Annotated in this window: 12 protein-coding genes; 4 read left to right on the top strand and 8 right to left on the bottom strand. The window is 72.6% G+C overall.

The window, feature by feature from the left end:
- Positions 1-43: 43 nt before the first annotated feature.
- The 4 genes from OG247_RS30690 to eccD form a co-directional block, all read right to left on the bottom strand.
- Positions 44-1,423 (bottom strand): M16 family metallopeptidase, encoded by a 1,380-nt coding sequence (locus OG247_RS30690; protein ID WP_327255220.1) that lies wholly within the window; start codon positions 1,421-1,423, stop codon positions 44-46.
- The gene (locus OG247_RS30685; protein ID WP_327257697.1) at positions 1,420-3,642 is read right to left on the bottom strand and encodes a polyribonucleotide nucleotidyltransferase; all 2,223 of its coding nucleotides are present in this window, start codon (positions 3,640-3,642) and stop codon (positions 1,420-1,422) included. The genes OG247_RS30690 and OG247_RS30685 overlap by 4 nt, the downstream gene beginning before the upstream one ends.
- Before the next feature lie 297 nt (positions 3,643-3,939).
- Positions 3,940-4,227 carry a 30S ribosomal protein S15 gene (rpsO, locus tag OG247_RS30680; protein ID WP_327255219.1) on the bottom strand — a complete coding sequence of 96 codons (288 nt, stop codon included), beginning with the start codon at positions 4,225-4,227 and terminating at the stop codon, positions 3,940-3,942.
- Positions 4,228-4,399: 172 nt separating this feature from the next.
- A complete protein-coding gene (eccD, locus tag OG247_RS30675; RefSeq protein WP_327255218.1) occupies positions 4,400-5,905 on the bottom strand; it encodes a type VII secretion integral membrane protein EccD in 1,506 nt (501 codons plus the stop codon).
- A gap of 262 nt (positions 5,906-6,167) precedes the next feature.
- On the opposite strand from eccD, the gene eccCa reads away from it, so the two are divergent.
- Entirely contained in the window at positions 6,168-10,151 is a 3,984-nt protein-coding gene (gene eccCa, locus OG247_RS30670) for a type VII secretion protein EccCa (RefSeq protein WP_327255217.1), read from the top strand.
- A 121-nt stretch (positions 10,152-10,272) separates the two neighbouring features.
- Positions 10,273-10,518: a DUF397 domain-containing protein gene (locus tag OG247_RS30665; protein WP_327255216.1), complete on the top strand. Its 246-nt coding sequence runs from the start codon at positions 10,273-10,275 to the stop codon at positions 10,516-10,518.
- 125 nt (positions 10,519-10,643) lie between these two features.
- Here the strand turns inward: OG247_RS30665 and OG247_RS30660 are convergent, their stop codons facing one another.
- The 4 genes from OG247_RS30660 to eccB all read right to left on the bottom strand — a co-directional run bounded on the left by OG247_RS30660 (position 10,644) and on the right by eccB (position 14,299).
- Positions 10,644-10,952: a WXG100 family type VII secretion target gene (locus tag OG247_RS30660; RefSeq protein WP_327255215.1), complete on the bottom strand. Its 309-nt coding sequence runs from the start codon at positions 10,950-10,952 to the stop codon at positions 10,644-10,646.
- Positions 10,953-10,998: 46 nt separating this feature from the next.
- The gene (locus OG247_RS30655; protein WP_327255214.1) at positions 10,999-11,340 is read right to left on the bottom strand and encodes a WXG100 family type VII secretion target; all 342 of its coding nucleotides are present in this window, start codon (positions 11,338-11,340) and stop codon (positions 10,999-11,001) included.
- Between the two features lie 107 nt (positions 11,341-11,447).
- Positions 11,448-12,689: a type VII secretion-associated serine protease mycosin gene (mycP, locus tag OG247_RS30650; protein WP_327255213.1), complete on the bottom strand. Its 1,242-nt coding sequence runs from the start codon at positions 12,687-12,689 to the stop codon at positions 11,448-11,450.
- Complete coding sequence (gene eccB, locus OG247_RS30645; protein WP_327255212.1) at positions 12,689-14,299, bottom strand: type VII secretion protein EccB; 1,611 nt, start codon at positions 14,297-14,299, stop codon at positions 12,689-12,691. Before eccB ends, mycP begins: the two co-directional genes overlap by 1 nt.
- Before the next feature lie 221 nt (positions 14,300-14,520).
- Between eccB and eccE the strand changes: the two genes are divergently transcribed.
- Positions 14,521-15,831, top strand: coding sequence for a type VII secretion protein EccE (gene eccE, locus OG247_RS30640; protein ID WP_327255211.1), 1,311 nt, complete (start codon positions 14,521-14,523; stop codon positions 15,829-15,831).
- Positions 15,828-16,541, top strand: a complete 714-nt coding sequence (locus OG247_RS30635; protein ID WP_327255210.1) for a hypothetical protein — start codon at positions 15,828-15,830, stop codon at positions 16,539-16,541. The genes eccE and OG247_RS30635 overlap by 4 nt, the downstream gene beginning before the upstream one ends.
- Positions 16,542-17,183: the final 642 nt, after the last annotated feature.

Below are 17,183 nucleotides of genomic sequence, written 5' to 3'. Positions count from 1 at the left end.
GCCCTGTCCCGGGGCCCGGGCGACGTGCTCCTGAGATGCCTGGCTAGGCGACGGCCTCGTCGAGACGGGCCGCCTGCTTCTCCTTCAGCGGGCCGATCACCGCGAGCGAGGGCCGCTGTGCCAGGACGTCCTGCGCGACCGAGCGCACTTCGTCCGGGGTGACGGAGGCGATCCGGGCCAGCAGGTCGTCGACCGACATCTGGTCGCCCCAGCACAGCTCGCTCTTGCCGATGCGGTTCATGATCGCGCCGGTGTCCTCCAGACCGAGGACGGTGGAGCCGGACAGCTGGCCGACGGCCCGCCGGATCTCCTCGTCGGTGAGCCCGTCGGCGGCGACCTTGTCCAGCTCGTCCCGGCAGATCCGCAGGACGTCGTGGACCTGGTTGGGGCGGCAGCCGGCGTAGACGCCGAAGAGGCCGGTGTCGGCGAAGCCCGAGGTGTACGAGTACACGCTGTAGGCGAGACCGCGCTTCTCCCGGACCTCCTGGAAGAGGCGGGAGGACATGCCGCCGCCGAGCGCGGTGTTCAGTACGCCGAGCGCCCAGCGGCGCTCGTCGGTGCGGGCCAGGGCCGGCATGCCGAGGACCACGTGGGCCTGCTCGGTCTTGCGGTTGACCAGCTCGACGCGGCCGGAGGTGCGGATCCGCTTGGTGCCGGAGCGCGGGCCGACCGGTTCGGCGTCGGTGCGGGTCAGGGCACCGGCCTTCTCGAAGGCCGCGCGGACCTGGCGTACGACCTTGTTGTGGTCGACGTTGCCCGCGGCCGCCACGACGAGGTGGGTGGGGTCGTAGTGCTTCTTGTAGAAGCGGCGGATCCGGTCGGCGGTGAGCGCGTTGATCGTGTCGACGGTGCCGAGGACGGGGCGCCCGAGCGGGGTGTCCCCGTACATGGTCTGGGCGAACAGGTCGTGGACCATGTCGCCCGGGTCGTCCTCGGTCATCGCGATCTCTTCGAGGATGACTCCGCGCTCGGCGACGACATCGGATTCGAGGATCAGCGAGCCCGTGAGCATGTCGCACACGACGTCGATGGCCAGCGGCAGGTCGGTGTCGAGCACCCGCGCGTAATAGCAGGTGTACTCCTTCGCCGTGAAGGCGTTCATCTCTCCGCCGACCGCGTCGATCGCGGAGGAGATGTCGAGGGCACTGCGCTTCTCGGTGCCCTTGAAGAGGAGGTGCTCCAGGTAGTGCGTGGCGCCGTTCAGCGAAGGCGTCTCGTCCCGGGATCCGACGTGCGCCCAGATCCCGAAGGTGGCGGAGCGGACGGACGGCAGGGTCTCGGTGACCACGCGCAGTCCGCCGGGGAGGACCGTGCGACGGACGGTGCCGATGCCGCCTGCGCCCTTGAGCAGTGTTTGGGTACGGGCGACGGCCCGCCCCTCCGAAGAGGGGCGGGCCGTCACACGGGAACTACGCGACGTCACTTGTCGGAGTCGTCCTTGTCAGCGTCGTCGCCGGCGGCCTCGCCGTCGATCACGGGGACCAGGGAGAGCTTGCCGCGGGAGTCGATCTCGGCGATCTCGACCTGGACCTTGGTGCCGACCGCGAGCACGTCCTCGACGTTCTCCACGCGCTTGCCACCGGCGAGCTTGCGGATCTGCGAGATGTGCAGCAGGCCGTCCTTGCCGGGCATGAGGGAGACGAAGGCACCGAAGGTGGTGGTCTTGACGACCGTACCCAGGTAGCGCTCGCCGACCTCCGGCATGGTCGGGTTGGCGATCTGGTTGATCGTGGCGCGGGCGGCCTCGGCGGCCGGACCGTCGGCGGCACCGATGTAGATGGTGCCGTCGTCCTCGATCGTGATCTCGGCGCCGGTGTCCTCCTGGATCTGGTTGATCATCTTGCCCTTGGGGCCGATGACCTCACCGATCTTGTCCACCGGGATCTTGACGGTGATGATCCGGGGGGCGAACGGGGACATGGCGTCCGGCGTGTCGATCGCTTCCATCATCACGTCGAGGATGTGGAGGCGGGCGTCGCGGGCCTGCTTGAGGGCGGCGGCCAGAACCGAGGCCGGGATGCCGTCGAGCTTGGTGTCCAGCTGGAGCGCGGTGACGAACTCCTTGGTGCCGGCGACCTTGAAGTCCATGTCGCCGAAGGCGTCCTCCGCACCGAGGATGTCGGTGAGGGCGACGTAGTGGGTCTTGCCGTCGATCTCCTGCGAGATCAGGCCCATGGCGATACCGGCGACGGGGGCCTTGAGGGGCACACCGGCGTTCAGCAGCGACATGGTGGAGGCGCAGACCGAGCCCATGGACGTCGAGCCGTTGGAGCCGAGAGCCTCGGACACCTGGCGGATCGCGTAGGGGAACTCCTCGCGCGTCGGGAGGACCGGCACGATCGCGCGCTCGGCGAGCGCGCCGTGGCCGATCTCGCGGCGCTTCGGCGAACCGACACGGCCGGTCTCGCCGACCGAGTACGGCGGGAAGTTGTAGTTGTGCATGTAGCGCTTGCGGGTCACCGGGGAGAGGGTGTCCAGCTGCTGCTCCATGCGGAGCATGTTGAGGGTGGTGACGCCCAGGATCTGGGTCTCGCCACGCTCGAACAGCGCCGAGCCGTGCACGCGCGGGATGGCCTCGACCTCGGCGGCGAGGGTACGGATGTCCGTGATCCCGCGGCCGTCGATGCGGACCTTGTCCTTGATGACGCGCTCGCGGACCAGGGCCTTGGTCAGGCTGCGGTACGCGGCGGAGATCTCCTTCTCGCGGCCTTCGAAGGCCGGGAGGAGCTTCTCGGCGGCGATCTCCTTGACGCGGTCCAGCTCGGCCTCGCGGTCCTGCTTGCCCGCGATGGTCAGCGCCTGGGAGAGCTCGCCCTTCACCGCGGCCGAGAGGGCCTCGTAGACGTCGTCCTGGTAGTCCAGGAAGACCGGGAACTCGCCCTCGGGCTTGGCGGCCTTGGCGGCCAGGTCGGCCTGGGCCTTGCAGAGGGCCTTGATGAAGGGCTTCGAGGCGTCGAGGCCGGCGGCCACGACCTCCTCGGTCGGCGCCTCGGCGCCGCCCTTGACCAGGGCGATGGTCTTCTCGGTGGCCTCGGCCTCGACCATCATGATCGCGACGTCGCCGTCCTCGAGCACGCGGCCCGCGACGACCATGTCGAAGACGGCGTCCTCGAGCTCGGTGTGCGTCGGGAAGGCAACCCACTGGCCGCGGATCAGCGCGACGCGGACGCCGCCGATCGGGCCGGAGAAGGGCAGGCCGGCCAGCTGGGTGGACGCGGAGGCGGCGTTGATCGCCACGACGTCGTACAGGTGGTCGGGGTTGAGCGCCATGATCGTCGCGACGACCTGGATCTCGTTGCGCAGGCCCTTCTTGAAGGACGGGCGCAGCGGGCGGTCGATCAGGCGACAGGTGAGGATCGCGTCCTCGGAGGGGCGGCCCTCGCGGCGGAAGAAGGAGCCGGGGATCTTGCCGGCCGCGTACTGCCGCTCCTCGACGTCCACCGTCAGGGGGAAGAAGTCGAGCTGGTCCTTGGGCTTCTTCGACGCGGTGGTGGCGGAAAGCACCATCGTGTCGTCGTCCAGGTAGGCAACGGCGGAGCCGGCGGCCTGGCGGGCCAGACGGCCCGTCTCGAAGCGGATGGTGCGGGTGCCGAAGGAACCGTTGTCAATGACGGCCTCGGCGTAGTGGGTCTCGTTCTCCACTAGCGTTTTCTCCATTTTCGTCGTCTCCGTCCGCCACCCGTGTGGTGGTGGACGGTTGCGGAGAAGCGCTCCTGGCGTGCGGGCCGGTCTTCGATCGAAGCAGCCGGGCGAAGCCGCGTGCGGGCTTTCCGGATGCCACTACCGAGGACCGGCGGCGTAGGGAGGGCGCTCCTCCTCTTCAGTTGTGCGCGTCTCGCGACGCGGACGCTTCCAGACTACAAAGCGTCCGGTACGTCGCGCACGTACAGCAAAGGGAGCGGCCCCCTCAATGTGGGAACCGCTCCCTTCACAGCGTCTTTACTTGGCGCCGGCCGCACCGCGGCGGATGCCGAGGCGCTCGACCAGCGTACGGAAGCGCTGGATGTCCTTCTTGGCCAGGTACTGCAGCAGGCGGCGACGCTGGCCGACCAGGATCAGCAGACCACGACGGGAGTGGTGGTCGTGCTTGTGGGCCTTCAGGTGCTCGGTCAGGTCCGAGATGCGGCGGGACAGCATCGCGACCTGGACCTCGGGGGAGCCGGTGTCGCCCTCCTTGGCACCAAACTCTGCGATGAGCTGCTTCTTGACTGCGGCGTCGAGCGGCACGCGTACTCCTTGTAATAGGTCTACATAGCCACCGAGTGCCCCAGGTCGAATTCTCTGGGGATCTTCCGTAACTCGGGAGGCGGGGTCCGCTGAGCGCAGCCTCCGGATGATTCCGGGGGCGCGTACACAAGCGGCCGTCACACAGCGTACCAGGCTGCCGCAGGCCCTCGTCTCAGCTGGTGAGAGCGCGGGCCCGGGCGTAGACGTCCAGCACGGCCAGGGTCAGCGGGACCAGGCAGAGCAGGACCGCCGCCTCGGTGAGGTCGAGCAGCCGCCCCCAGAAGGGTGACAGACCTTTGCGGGGAATGACCAATGCAATTCCGGCGAGGAGGGCCGCGCCGGCGGCCACGGCGGCGGAGAGCGAGAGCGTACGGATCTCCAGGCCGCTGTGGTCCCCGTACCGGGCGAGCTCCTGGAGCAGGGCGTCCGGCGGGTGCACGGCGAGGCCCAGGACGAGCAGGCAGAGGGCGGCGAAGCCGGCCACGAGGGCGCAGGCGACCTGGGCGGTGTAGCGGAAGAGCCGGGCGCGCAGCAGCATGGCGAGCCCGGTGGCCAGGGCCAGGAGCCGGGCCCAGGTGTCGTCCGCGAAGCCGAGGACGGCGGCGGATCCGACGGTGACGGCCGCGCAGCCGCCGACGAGGCCGAGGAGCATCTCGTGGCCGCGGCGGGCCCGGGCGGCGATGGCGTCGGCGTCGAGCGCGGCTCCGGATTCGTGCCCGTCGGCGGCGGAGCGCTCACCGTACGGCTCGCTCTCGTGGCGGTCCGGGGTCTCGTACCCGGCTACGCCGCTCCGCGGGGCGGCGTAGCCGATGGGGAGGCGGGCGAAGCCGGCGGAGAGGCCGGGGAGGAAGGCGACGAGGCCGATGGCGACGGGGGCGCAGGCGGCCGCGGCGGAGGTCGCGCCCGCGTCGGCGGTGATGGCGGCGAAGGTGGCCAGGGTCCCGGTGGCGGCGAGGAAGGTGGCCGCGACGAAGGGGGCGTCGCCGTCGGGGGTGAGGGCGACGAGGGCGACGGAGGCGACGAGCACGCAGACGCAGCCGAGGAGGAACTGGAGCCGGCCGGGGCCCTGCCCGGCGGCGAGGGCGATGATGCCGGAGCCGGCGAGCAGCAGGTGCGGTACGGCGGCGAGGCCGAGGGCCACGGCGGAGCCGCGGTCGCGGTAGACCCGGGCGCGGACGCCCGCGGCGGCGGTGAGGAGCGCGCCGACGGTGCCGGCGATGATGCCGGGGAGTCCGTGCATGTCGTGCAGGACGGGGTCGGCGTACCAGAGGACGAAGCCGAGGAGGGCGAAGAGGACGGCGGCGCCGGTCAGGCCCGCGCCGCGCAGCATGTCGTCGCTCCAGCGGTGGCGGCCCCGCACCACGGCGGCGGCGACGGCGTCGGAGACGTCGTCGAAGACGGCGGGCGGCAGGGACTCGGCGAAGGGGCGCAGGCTCAGCACTTCGCCGTCCAGGACCTGCTGGGCCGCGAGGGTGCGGGCGCCGTCGAGGACGGTGCCCGAGCGCAGGACCAGGTGGAAGCCGGTGGGTGCGCCGACGGGCTGGGTCTGGCCGGTGAGGCGCAGCAGCTCGGGGTAGATGTCGGCGACGGCGATGCCCTCGGGGAGGGCGACGTCCATGCGGCTGTCGGGAGCCACGACGGTGACCCTGCGGAAGCCCGTCGCCTCGGCGGTGTTCACCTGGTGCCCCCGGTGGGTGTGTGTGGTGGGTGGTGCGCGCGGTGGGTGGGTGCGCTGGTGTTCGTGGGTGCGCCGGCCGCGGTGGTCGGCCCGCCGGTGCGCGGCCGATTCGCGGATGCCAATGCCGCGCGCAACCTTACCGGGAGTGCGGATGCCCGTCGGCAAGTAGCATCACCCTTCTGTGGAGAAGAACCCCTTCGCACCCGGGACTTGAGAGTGCTGAGTGCGAACGCCAGTCTGTTTTCTAGGGATTGATGCTCCGGTGAGCCAGATCGTCGTCAAGCGCCTGCCGCGGGCACTGCCACCCGAAGTCCCTTCCGGCGAACTGAGGCTCGAGGCACCGCCGGAGCTCCCCCGGGGGCAGCAGGAGGGCGTGCTGATGCAGCTCCTCCCGATGCTCGGGATGGGCTCGTCCGCCGTCTTCTTCTTCCTGCCGGGCATCCCTCGGTTCATGCGCATCATGGGCGTGCTGATGATGGTGTCGACGGTGGGCATGCTGGTGGCGCAGTTGGTGCGGCACCGCCGCGGTACGCAAGGGCACATGGCCGACGCCCGGCGGGACTATCTCACGTACCTGTCCCAGACCCGCCGTCGCGTACGGAGGACGGCGCGGGCCCAGCGTGACGCGCAGCTGTATCTGCACCCGGCTCCGGAGCAGTTGTGGTCGGTGGTGGCCGAGGGTTCGCGGCTGTGGGAGCGGCGGGTCGGCGACTCGGACTTCGGGCAGGCCCGGCTGGGGCTGGGCGCACAGGGCCTGGCGACCCCGCTGGTCGCTCCGGACACGGCGCCGGTGGAGGAGCTGGAGCCGCTGGCGGCCGGCGCCATGCAGCGGTTCCTGCAGGTGCATTCCTCGCTGGACGGGCTGCCGATCGCGGTGTCGGTGCGGGCGTTCTACCACGTGACGGTCTCCGGGGAGCCCGAGTCGGCGCGGGGCTCCGCGCGGGCGCTGGTGGCGCAACTGGCGACGCTGCACTCCCCTGAGGACCTGGTGGTGGCCGTCGTGGCGGCGCCGGGCGCGGTGGCGGAGTGGGACTGGGTGAAGTGGCTGCCGCACAGCCAGGTGCCGGGTCGGATCGACGGGGCCGGAACGAAGCGGCTGTTCGGCGACGACCTCGCAGAGCTGGAGGGGCTGCTCGGTTCCCGGCTGGAGGGGCGGCCCCGGTTCAGCCGGGAGGGCTCGCCGGTGCTGGACCAGCCGCACGTGGTCCTCGTACTGGACTCGGGTTCCCGTGGCGGTCTGGTGCCGCCGGACTCGGTGTTCGCGGCGGCCGAGGGGCTGCAGGGGGTCACCGTCCTCGAGGTGGTGGCGGGTGAGCTGGACGAGGCGCGCGGCGGGCTGTCGGTCGTGGTGCGGCCGGGCCGGCTGCGGCTGGAGTCGCGTGCGGGCATCGTGTACGAGGGTCTGCCGGACACCCTGTCGCTGCCCGCGGCCGAGGCGCTGGCCCGGCAGCTGGCGCCGCTGCGGACGGGCGGCGGGGACGAGGACGAGCCGCTGCTGGCCGATCTGGACTTCACCGATCTGCTGAACCTGGGCGACGCGGCCGGCGTGGACGTGGCCCGCACCTGGCGGCCGCGTTCCGCCGGGGAGCGGCTGCGCGTCCCGATCGGGGTCGGCGAGGACGGCTCCCCGGTGATGCTGGACCTGAAGGAGGCCGCGCAGGAGGGCATGGGACCGCACGGGCTGTGCGTGGGCGCGACCGGTTCGGGCAAGTCGGAGCTGCTGCGCACGCTGGTGCTGGGGCTGGCCGTCACGCACACCTCGGAGACGCTGAACTTCGTACTCGCGGACTTCAAGGGCGGTGCGACCTTCACCGGGATGGGGCGGATGCCGCACGTCGCGGCGGTCATCACCAACCTGGCGGACGACCTGACGCTCGTGGACCGGATGGGCGACTCGATCCGCGGCGAGCTGCAGCGCCGGCAGGAGCTGCTGCGTTCGGCGGGCAATTACGCGAACATCCACGATTACGAGAAGGCCCGCGCGGCGGGTGCGCCGCTGGAGCCGCTGGCCTCGCTGGTGCTGGTCATCGACGAGTTCTCCGAACTGCTCACCGCGAAGCCGGACTTCATCGACATGTTCATCCAGATCGGCCGCATCGGCCGGTCGCTGGGCGTGCACCTGCTGCTGGCCTCGCAGCGGCTGGAGGAGGGCAAGCTGCGCGGGCTGGACACGTACCTGTCGTACCGGATCGGTCTGCGGACCTTCTCGGCGGCGGAGTCGCGGACCGCGATCGGCGTGCCGGACGCCTACCACCTGCCGTCGGTGCCCGGTTCGGGCTACCTGAAGTGCGGTACGGACGAGATGACGCGCTTCAAGGCGGCGTACGTCTCGGGCCCCTACCGCTCGGGCGGGCCGGACCTGTCGGTCGGGCCGTTCCCGGTGGAGCGGCGGCCCGTGCTGTTCACGGCGGCGCCGGTACCGGTCGTCCACGCGGCTCCGGACCCTGCCTGCCTCTCGGCGCGGGCGGCGGAGGCCGAGCGGGCCGCGCAGGGCGACGACGCACTGGCGGACACCGTGCTGGACGTGATCGTGGGACGGCTGGAGGGGCAGGGGGTGCCTGCGCACCAGGTGTGGCTGCCGCCGCTGGACCAGGCCCCGCCGCTGGACCAGCTGCTTCCGGCGCCGGCACCGAACGCGGAGCGCGGGCTGCACGCGGAGGGGTACACGCGGCCGGGCGGGCTGGTCGTGCCGCTCGGGCTCATCGACAAGCCGTTCGAGCAGCGGCGCGAGGTGCTGTACCGGGACTTCTCGGGTGCGGCGGGCCACATGATGGTGGTCGGCGGTCCGCAGTCGGGCAAGTCCACGCTGATGCGGACGCTGATCTCCTCGTTCGCGCTGACGCACACCCCGCGCGAGGTGCAGTTCTACGGGCTGGACTTCGGCGGGGGCGGTCTGTCCTCGCTGGCCGAACTGCCGCACGTGGGCGCGATCGCGTCCCGGCTGGACCCGGAGCGGGTGCGGCGCACGGTCGCGGAGGTGGCCGGGGTGCTGCGCCGGCGCGAGGAGTTCTTCCGCGCGAACGGCATCGACTCGATCGGCACCTACCGGCGCCGGCGGGCCGCGGGCGAGCTGCCCGGGGAAGCCTGGGGCGACGTGTTCCTGGTCGTCGACGGCTGGGGCGGCTTCCGGGGCGAGTACGAGGCCCTGGAGCAGGTCGTCACGGACATCGCGTCCCGCGGACTGGGATACGGCATCCACGTGGTGATCACCGCCGCCCGGTACATGGAGGTCAGGGCCGCGCTGAAGGACCAGATCCTCGGGCGGCTGGAGCTGCGCCTCGGTGATGTCATGGACTCCGAGTTCGACCGCAAGGTCGCGGCGAACGTCCCGACGGGGATGCCGGGACGCGGCCAGGTCGCGGAGAAGCTGCACTTCCTGGGGGCGCTGCCGCGGATCGACGGCTCGCACGCCGCGCAGGACCTTTCGGAGGCCACGGCCGCCTTCGTGGACGCCGTGAAGCGGAACTGGGCGGGCCCGCCGGCCCCCGGCGTACGGCTCCTGCCACGGCTGCTCCACGCGGACCGGCTCCCCAAGGGCGGGGAGCACCCCGAGCGCGGGATCGCGATCGGCATCGACGAGACCGAGCTGGAGCCGGTGTTCGTCGACTTCGAGACCGACCCGTTCCTCCTCGTGTTCGGCGAGAGCGAGTCGGGCAAGACGAACCTGCTGCGGCTCATCGCGCAGCGGATCGCGGAGCGCTACGGCCCGGACCGGGCACGGCTGGTGGTCGGCGACTACCGGCGCGGCCTGCTCGGCGCGCTGCCGGAGGAACACCTGCTGGAGTACGCGCCGATGGCGGGCTCCCTGCAGATGCACATGGAGGCGCTGGCCGGGGTGTTCGCCCGCCGGCAGCCCCCGCAGGACGTCACTCCGCAGCAGTTGCGCGACCGCAGCTGGTGGACGGGCCCGGACGTGTTCATCATCATCGACGACTTCGACCTGGTGGCCACGAGCCAGGGCAATCCGCTGGCGCAGCTGGTGGAGTTCCTGCCGTTCGCGCGCGACACGGGGGTCCGCTTCATCATCGCGCGCAGCTCGGCGGGGGCCTCGCGGGCGCTGTACGAGCCGTTCATGCAGCGGATCAAGGAGCTGGGCGCGCAGGGCGTGGTGCTGTCCGGCGATCCGTCCGAGGGCGATCTGGTCGCCGCCGTGCGGCCGCGCCCCATGCCTGCGGGCCGGGCCTCCTTCGTCTCGCGCAAGCGCGGGACCTCGCTGATCCAGATCGGGCGGATGCCGGGGATGTAGGGCGGGGCGCCGGCCGGAGTGCGGAGGCCGGGGGTCTGCGAGGGTTCCGGAAAGCCTCCCGCGCGCGGCCGGCCACCGTCGATAATCGGCAGGGATCGCACCACCGAAGGAGAGGCCTCGCATGGGCACTCAGCAGGAGAAGGACGAGCTGTACGGGCTCGACATCAGCGCCGTCGAGTGGGAGGGCCCGCCCGGCACCTCTCCCGACGAGGAGCGGGTCGAGATCGCCCGGCTGCCCGAGGGGGCGGTGGCGATGCGGTCCTCGCTGGACCGGGACACGGTGCTGCGCTACACCGCGGCCGAGTGGGAGGCGTTCGTACTCGGCGCCAGGGACGGGGAGTTCGATCTCGACCGGGGTCCGCGCTAGAACCCGTACGGCCCCCGCGGACGGACGAAGGGGCGCGCCCGGTGCGGGAGCGCCCCTTCGTCGTCTTCGGCGGTGCTTCCCCGTCTACGGTCTACGGTCTACGGGGGCTTCGCGCTGCCGCGGGCCTAGTAGGCCTCGGTGAACAGGCGCGAGGCCTTCACGTCGGTGGCGCGGTAGTCGTTCTTGCCGCGCTCGATGAGGTCCGCGACGAGGCGCAGCTGAGCGCGCATGTGGTCGGCCTTGCCGTTGTACTTGCGCTGCAGCTCGACGTATTGGGCGTGCGCCTCGCCGTCCCAGGTGTCGGTGACGACCGTCAGGGCCGCGCCCATCTCGTCGAGGTCCTTCTTGATGTTGTCCGAGACGATGCGGATGCGGTCCGCCATCCCCTGGAGGCTTTCGTACCGGACCTTGGTGTGCCCGTCGTTCGCGGTCATGCTCTTCTCCTTCGCACGGGGCTGGGCAGGTGGGTGGGAAAGCGGGTCAGATCCCGTTCAGGGCCGAGGTGTTGCCCCCGCCGCTGCCGGCCTTGACCGTCTGGAACGCCGAGACCACGTCGTCGTCCTGTGCGTTGCTCAGGTTCTTGGTCTGGCCGACCGCGTGGTGCAGGACGCCGAGCAGCCGTCGGATCTCGTCGTGGTCCTCGTTGACGACCGTTTGCGCGGAGGCGAACCCCGACGCACCCACGCCGGTCCAGCCCGCGCCGACGGTGGCGAGGATGTCCGCCAGCTCCCGGGACTGCCGGGTGACGCTGTCGGCGGTCTCCGAGATCTTGTTCAGCGCCTGCTTCACCGGGTCGTCGGCGAGTCCGAAATTGCCGGTCATCCGAAGCTCCTCATCTCTTGGGGTCTGGATCTCTGGGGGTCTGGATCTCTGGGGTCTGGATCTCTGGGGGTCTGGATCTCTTGGTCTGGTGGTGGACCCGTGAACGTTCACCGCAGACGGTGTCTGCGGTTCCTGGCATCCCGGACCACCGTCGCGGTCCCGGCGATCACGGCGATGAGCACGCCGCCGATGCCCAGCGCGTACGTGCCGATCCGCTCGTCGCGTTCGCGCGCCGTCTCGCTCGCGCGCATCACGGCCGGTTCCGGGGCTGCCGCGCGGGGCGGCCCCGGGTCCGGTACGGGGGCCTTGGGGGGCTCGGCGCCCACGGCGGACCGGGTGAGCGCGCGGACCGGGTCGACCACGCCCCAGCCCACGTAGTCGTCGTGGCCGTTGACGGAGCGCTCGGCGGTGTTCTGGAGCTGCCAGATCACCTCCTGCGCAGTCCACTGGGGGTGTTTGGCGCGCAGCAGGGCGGCGACCCCCGCGACGTAGGGGGCGGAGAAGCTGGTGCCGTTGTCCACGCATTGGCCGAAGCCGGGGACGGTGGAGACCATGTCGACCCCGGGCGCCGCGATCCCGATGAAGGCGCCGGGCTGGGAGAAGGGGGCGCGCTCGTTGTTGCGGTCCGAGGAGCCCACGGCCAGGACGCCGGGGAAGGCCGCCGGGTAGGTGGGGCGCTTCTCCCCGGTCAGGCCGTCGTTGCCCGCCGAGGCGATGACGACCACGTCGGCCTCCACGGCCTTCTTGACGGCCTGCCCGAGCCTGGAGTCCCGGGGCATCGCCGCCTCGGTGTCCTGCGAGATGTTGATGACCTGGGCCCCCTTGGCCACCGCGTGCGCGATGGCCTCGCTCAGGGTCCCGGCGTCGCCGCCGCCCCGCCCGTCGTTCTGCCGGATGGGGATGATCGTGGCCTCGGGGGCGAGCCCGACGAAGCCGGTACCGGGCTTCGGGCGGGCCGCGATCAGCCCGGCGACCTTGGTGCCGTGCCCGACGGTGTCCGCGGTGCCGTCGCCCCCGGCGTCGAGGAAGTCGCGGCCGGCCCCGACGTCGAGGGCGCCGCCGAGCTGCGGGTTGACCCGGTCGACGCCGCTGTCGATGACGGCCACGCGGACGCTCTTGCCGTCCTGGGAACGGCCCCTGGTCTGCGCCCACAGTTCGTCGAGCAGCAGCCGCTGGAGCGACCAGGGCCGGTCCTCCAGCTGCTTCTTCATCGGGAAGCTGCACTCGCCGGCGCCCGCGCGCCGCAGGGGGTACGAGGGCTGCGGCGCGGCGCCCAGGGTGAGGGCGGCGGCCGCCAGCAGGGCGGCGAGGGCGGGCTTCGACGTGTTCGCGGCCGCCGTGCTCCGCATCACGAACCCTGGGGCTGGCGGGCGGAGTTGCTGTCGAGGCGGGGCCCCTTGGAGAGGAACTCCGACCACGCGATCGGCACCGTCACCGGGACCACCTCCGCGTATCCGAGCCTGTCCTGGGCCTGGCTCGGCGCGGGGCGGCCGTCGGCGGTGGCCGGCCCGCTCCGGCCGGTGTTCGCGCTCGGTCCGGGTGAGGGCCGGGCCGCGTCGCTGTCGCCGTTGGCCTGGACGGCGTACCGCAGGCCGGTGTCGGTGACCAGGAAGAGCGTGCCGCCCGCGGTGGTCTGGCGGCCCTGCGCCTGGGTGTAGAGCAGGCCCGTGCCCGGGGTGACGTAGGCGCCCGTGCCGCCGGCGGTGATGTCCGCTGGGAATCCGGTGCCGGCCCAGGTGCTCAGGGTCTGGCCGCCCTGGGCGTCGACGGAGCGCAGCACGCTGCAGACGGTGTCGCGGCCCCCGTCCGCGGCGGAGGCGGAGGCGGAGGCGGAGGCGGAGGCGCCTGCGTCGACCTCGTTGACCCGGTCGGCCTTCCTCTGCGGCCATTTCTTCGCGCCGCCTTTGAAGAAGGTGCGGTCCGGGTTGACGGACTGGAGGTCCACCTCGTGGGCCTTGCCGTACATGTCGAGCCGGTCGGTCGCGGGCGAGGAGATCATCAGCCAGGCGACGAAGTCGGAGACGGGGACGACCTCGCCGGGCAGAACCAGGTAGTGCTGCACGCCCGAACCGGTCACGGCCTTCAGGACCATGCCGACCCTGTCGTCCGTGCCGGACAGCCCCTCGACCCCCGCGGCCGTCCCGGCCTTGGCGCCCGGCAGCTCGGGGAAGGCCAGGTCGTCGCCGGACCCGAGGGTGGCCAGCCACTCCTCGGTGACCGGCTGCGGGACGGCGCCGCCGCCGACGAGGGCGCGGGTCATCGTGCGCGCGTCCGCGGTGCCCTCGGGGAACCTGTACTTCGAGCCCGCCGCGTCGACGAGGTAGCGGGCCTTGTCCGGGCCGGTGCTCCGCACGTACAGGGCCTGGGAGTCGGAGAGTCGGCGCCCGTCGTCCATCAGCTTCGCCTCGCGGTCGGCCAGGACGAAGGCGGCCGTCTGCACGCCCTTGCCGTTGCCGCCGGGCTGCTGGCACACCGCCCAGCGCTTGGCGGTCCCCGCGTCCGCCGGGGCGGGCAGCCGGTCGGGGGCGTACGGGATGCCGATGACGGGACCGCGCGGGAGCTTGCCCGCGTCCAGCACCTTGTCCGCGACCTGGACCACCTTGCCCTTGGACGGGTCGAGCAACAGCCGTGCGGAGGCGAGGTTCAGCACCGGGTGCAGCCGGGTCCGGTCCTGGCCGCCGGCCTCGGTGGTCAGGACGACGTAGCGGGTCGTCGACTCCTTGCCGACGATGACGTGGTCGCCGGGGGTGTCCCACCCCCTGGGGGCCGTCGGCTTGAGCATCCCCCAGGCGCCGAAGCCCACGAGGACGAGCGCCGCGGTGATCACACCGGGAAGAACGGCGCGCAGCGGTCGCGGAGCGCCCTCCTCGGAGCCGCTCGCGGAGGGCTGAAGGAACGCGGCCACCGTGCGTCGCTTCGCAAAGGTGTACGCGTTGAGCTCGTCACGTCGTGAGGCCATGACCGCCTGATTCTCCCGCACGGCCCGGTCGGTGGGTACGGTCCCCGGGCCTCTTTCGTCCGACCGGAACCTACTATGCCGCTTGGCGGAGGGTGGGTGCGGCACGGGTAGGGTGAGGCAGCCCCTCAAGGCCCTCCAGGCCGGATCCGACAGGGGTGTTGGCGCGGATCAGGAGATCCCGGGGGCCAGGGGCACGAACCCCGGAAAGGTGAGGTGCGCGAGTGACGGCCACCGCCGCGAGGCCGCGGACCGGGGCGCCCGGACCCGAGCGCGCCGGAGTGACGCCGCAGCCGAAGTCCGGGCCCGGACGTTTCGGTCCGTTTCGATTGCAACAACTCGTACTCCTCCAGATCGCCGCGGCCGCGCTGTTGACGGCCCGGGTGGTGGAGCCACTGCTGCTGGCGCCGGCCGGCGTGCTCGCCCTGGTCCTCGCCCTGCTCGCCGTCGTACGCAGACACCGGCGTTCGCTGCCCGAGTGGATCGGCGGCGCGCTGGCCCTGCGCGCACGCCGTCGCCGGGCCGCGGCCACGGCGGTGCCGGCCGGCACGGAGCCGGGGCTCGCACCGCTCGTCGAGGCCGCTCCGGCGCTGCGGACGCTCACCTTCGGCGAGCCGGACCGTGGCCGGGAGCGGGACCGTGGCCGGGACCGGAACCGGCGACCCGTCGGGATGATCGGCGACGGCACCTTCCTGACCGCGGTGGTCCAGGTCGACACGGATGCCACCGCGCTGCGGCCCGACCGGGCGGCGCGGCCGCTTCCGCTGTCCCTCGTACGGGACGTCCTCGAAGTGGACGGCATCCGGCTGGAGTCGGCGCAGCTCGTACAGCACACCCGGCCGGCGCCGGCGCCGCACCTGCCGGCCCGGTCGATGGCCGCACTCAACTACGCCCCGCTCCAGGCCCTGACCGGAAGCCCGGCCGTACGCCTCACCTGGATCGCGCTCAAGCTGGATCCGGAGCTGTGCCCCGACGCGGTCACCGCACGCGGGGGCGGGCTGGCGGGGGCGCAGCGGTGTCTGGTGCGGGTCGCGGACCAGTTGGCGAGCAGGCTCGCGGGGGCCGGGTTCCGCGCGACGGTGCTCACGGAGCAGGAGCTGACGGGCGCGCTGGCCACCTCCTCGTGCGCGAACCCGATGGCGATCACCCAGGCGGGGCGGTCGGCAGCCACGGGACGGCGTACCGAGGAGACCTCGCGGACCTGGCGCTGCGACGACCGGCGGCACACCACGTACTGGATCGGCCGCTGGCCCCCGTTGGGCGGCAGCGGGGCCGGACTGCCGCAGTTCGTCGCGCTGTTGACCTCGCTGCCGGCGCTGGCGACGAACTTCAGCCTGACGATGGCCCCGGCCGCGCGCCACGAGGTGACGCTGACCGGGCACGTACGGGTCACCGGGCGCAGCGACGAGGAACTGGTCACCGCACGGCGCGGACTGGAACAGACGGCTCGGGGCATCAAGGCCGGGCTGGTACGGCTGGACCGGGAACAGGTGCCGGGGCTGCTGGCGTCGCTGCCGCTGGGAGGAGCGCGGTGAGGGGCTCGCGCCTGGTGCGCGGCGGGTTCGGGCTGGTCGGCCCGCGCCGGGGGCGGCACGCCGTCCGGGCGGCGGAGCTGGACGCGCTCGCGCTGCCGGTCGGGGACGACGGGGTCGTCATCGGTGTGGACCCGGCGGGCCGCCCGGCGGTCCTCGGCGTCAACCGGCCGACACCGTACGAGGTCACGCTGATCGGCGGCCTGTGGACGGCGCAGGTCCTGGCCCTGCGGGCGGCCGGCACGGGCGCGCGGGTCACGGTCGAGACCGGGCGCGCCCAGGTGTGGTCCGGCCTGGCGCAGGCCGCGGGCGGCGGCCAGCCGTGCGTGACCCTGCACGACGTGGGCCGGGTGCCGCCGCAGGGCGCGTCGGCGGGCAGTCCCGTCCTGGTGATCCGCGACTGCGGCATGCGGCCGCCGCGGGGCCGGGTGGCGGCGGGACCCTGGCAGTCGGTCCTGACCCTGCTCCCGTACCTGAGCCCGACGGCCCCCCGACTGGTGCGCAAGGCCTCCCTGGTCGGCATCCAGCGGGTCTCCCCGGACGAGGCGGAGCAACTCGGCCGCCTGCTACGACTGCCCGCGGCGGCGGAGTCCCTGCCGACGCTGGGCGACGGGGTCACCCTGTGGTGCACCGGGCAGGACCGGCAGTTCGTGATGACGCAGCCGACGGACGGGGAGACGGGCCTGCTGGGTCCGGCACGACGCATCGACTGAACCGGGGCGGAGCCTTTGCCGGGGCGGAGCCGGGGGCGCAGGGGCCGGCCTGGGGCGGAGCCTTTGGAGGGCGGAGCCCAGCCGGGGCGGAGCTGGGCGTGCGGGACCCGGCCGGGGGCGGAGCCCGGGAGCGGAGCCGCGCGGAGGGCTGACCCCGGCCGAGGGCGGAGCCCGGCGTGAGGGCTGAGCCCGACCGAGGGCTGAGCCCGGCGTGAGGGCTGAGCCCGACCGAGGGCTGAGCCCGGCGTGAGGGACCCGGCCGGGGCCGAGCTGGGGGTGCGGGGCACAGGGTGCCTGGGCTCCCGCCTGCCGAGCCGGGGGGCCGCGAGGTTCATCCTCACGGGGGACCCGGGGTCGCGGGGTGGACACTCGGGAGGTACCGGTTCGAGGGATCGTGTCTCGGGGACGCCGGTTGGGTGGGTCCGGCCGTGCAGGTCACTCAGGGCTTCCACGGACCGGTAGTTCGGGGGAACCGCTGTCCGGGAGCGGCAGCCCGGGAATCGGAGCTCGGGAACCGGCAAGACGGGAACCAGCAGGACGGGAACCGGAGCTCGGGAACCGGCAGGACGGACCGAGCAGGCTGGTCAAGGGAGATCGGGAGCGGTCAGGCCCGGGGTGGCCACGCGGGAGCCGTCCCACGGA

It is taken from the genome of Streptomyces sp. NBC_01244 (assembly GCF_035987325.1).
GTDB lineage: Bacteria > Actinomycetota > Actinomycetes > Streptomycetales > Streptomycetaceae > Streptomyces.
The sequence above is the reverse complement of the archived record's forward strand: the minus strand, read 5'-3'. Positions and strand labels throughout refer to the sequence as shown.

What these genes read in the sequence shown, in the direction of transcription:
- OG247_RS30660 (WP_327255215.1), bottom strand. Translation starts at nt 10,952, where the DNA reads ATGACCGCGAACGACGGGCACACCAAGGTCCGGTACGAAAGCCTCCAG.
- mycP (WP_327255213.1), bottom strand. Translation starts at nt 12,689, where the DNA reads ATGCGGAGCACGGCGGCCGCGAACACGTCGAAGCCCGCCCTCGCCGCC.
- OG247_RS30665 (WP_327255216.1), top strand. Translation starts at nt 10,273, where the DNA reads ATGGGCACTCAGCAGGAGAAGGACGAGCTGTACGGGCTCGACATCAGC.
- OG247_RS30655 (WP_327255214.1), bottom strand. Translation starts at nt 11,340, where the DNA reads ATGACCGGCAATTTCGGACTCGCCGACGACCCGGTGAAGCAGGCGCTG.
- eccB (WP_327255212.1), bottom strand. Translation starts at nt 14,299, where the DNA reads ATGGCCTCACGACGTGACGAGCTCAACGCGTACACCTTTGCGAAGCGA.